We start from the raw sequence: 1,808 nt of genomic DNA, 5'->3' as shown, positions 1-1,808 counted from the left end.
ACCGATGTGTTTGATGCGGGCAGTGTGGGTGGGTTGATTGGTCGGTTGGAGCGGGTGTTGGTGGCGATGACTGCTGATTCGGGTGGGCGGTTGTCGTCGGTGGATGTGCTTGATGGTGGTGAGCATGCTCGGTTGGCTGAGGTGGGCAATCGGGTGGTGTTGGGTCAGGGTGTGTCGGCGGGGTTGTCGATTCCGGGGTTGTTCGCTGAGCAGGTGGCTCGTGCTGCGGATGCGGTGGCGATCAGTTACGGGGTGCGGTCGTTGACGTATCGGGAGCTGGATGAGGCTTCGAATCGGTTGGCGCATTTGTTGGTTGGCCGGGGTGTGGGTGTTGGTGCGCGGGTGGGGTTGTTGTTGCCGCGGTCGGCGCAGGCGGTGGTGGCGATGTTGGGGGTGCTTAAGGCGGGGGCGGCGTATGTGCCGTTGGATCCGGGGCATCCGGATGCGCGGATTGGTTTTGTGCTTGCTGATGCGGCTCCGGTGGCGGTGATCAGTACGCAGGGTTTGCGGTCGCGGTTGGATGGCCATGCGGTGGTGGTCATTGATGTTGAGGATGCTGGGTTGGCGGGGCAGCCGTGTTCGGCGTTGGCGGGTCCGGGTCCTGATGATGTGGCGTATTTGATTTACACCTCGGGCACGACGGGGACTCCGAAGGGGGTTGCGGTTGCCCATCGCAATGTGACTCGGTTGTTGGAGACGTTGGATGCTGACGTGCCGGGTGCGGGGGTGTGGTCGCAGTGTCATTCGTTGGCGTTTGATTTTTCGGTGTGGGAGATCTTTGGGGCGCTGTTGGGTGGGGGCCGGTTGGTGGTGGTGCCCGATGCGGTGGTGCGTTCGCCTGAAGAGTTGCATGCGTTGTTGGTTGCTGAGCAGGTCAGTGTGCTTAGTCAGACTCCGTCGGCGTTTTATGCGTTGCAGGCTGCTGATGGGTTGGCTCCGGAGTTGGGGGATCAGCTCAAGCTGGAGACGGTGGTGTTTGGTGGGGAGGCTCTTGAGCCGCATCGTCTTCGGCCGTGGTTGGGTCATCATCCGGGGTTGCCGCGGTTGTTGAATATGTATGGCATCACCGAGACCACGGTGCATGCGTCGTTGCGTGAGATCGTGGCCGCCGATGTTGAGGGCACGGGCAGTCCGATCGGGGTGCCGTTGGCTCATTTGGGGTTTGTGGTGCTCGATGGGTGGTTGCGGCCGGTGCCGGTGGGGGTGGTTGGTGAGTTGTATGTCGCTGGTGCGGGGTTGGCCTATGGGTATGTGGGCCGGGCGGGGTTGAGCGCGTCGCGGTTTGTGGCGTGTCCGTTTGGCGGGGCGCACGCTGGTGGGCAGCGGATGTATCGCACTGGGGATTTGGTGCGGTGGGGTGCTGATGGCCAGTTGGTGTATGTGGGTCGTGCTGATGAGCAGGTCAAGATCCGCGGGTATCGCATTGAGCTTGGTGAGGTTCAGGCGGCGTTGCAGGGTCTTGATGGGGTTGATCAGGCGGTGGTGATCGCTCGTGAGGATCGTCCCGGCGATAAACGGTTGGTGGGTTACATCACCGGCAGCGCTGATCCCGCCGATGCGCGCGCCCGACTGGCTGAGCGGTTGCCGACCTACATGGTGCCGACCGCGGTGGTGGTGTTGGCGGCGTTGCCGTTGACGGTCAACGGCAAACTCGATACCCGGGCCCTGCCGGCACCGGAATACACCGACATCGATCACTACCGCGCCCCGGCCAACGCCATCGAAGAAATCCTGGCCGGCATCTACGCCCAAGTCCTGGGCCTAGACCGCGTCAGCGTCGACGACTCCTTCTTCGAACTCGGCGGCGA

1 protein-coding gene is annotated in these 1,808 nt (G+C 62.9%); it reads left to right on the top strand.

Annotated elements, in window-relative coordinates:
* Nucleotides 1–1,808, top strand: a 1,808-nt coding sequence (locus CEX88_RS25745; protein ID WP_141209860.1) for a non-ribosomal peptide synthetase, incomplete at both ends; no start/stop codon positions are given.

It is taken from the genome of Mycobacterium neumannii (genome assembly GCF_002245615.1).
Lineage (GTDB): Bacteria > Actinomycetota > Actinomycetes > Mycobacteriales > Mycobacteriaceae > Mycobacterium > Mycobacterium neumannii_A.
The sequence above is the reverse complement of the archived record's forward strand: the minus strand, read 5'-3'. Positions and strand labels throughout refer to the sequence as shown.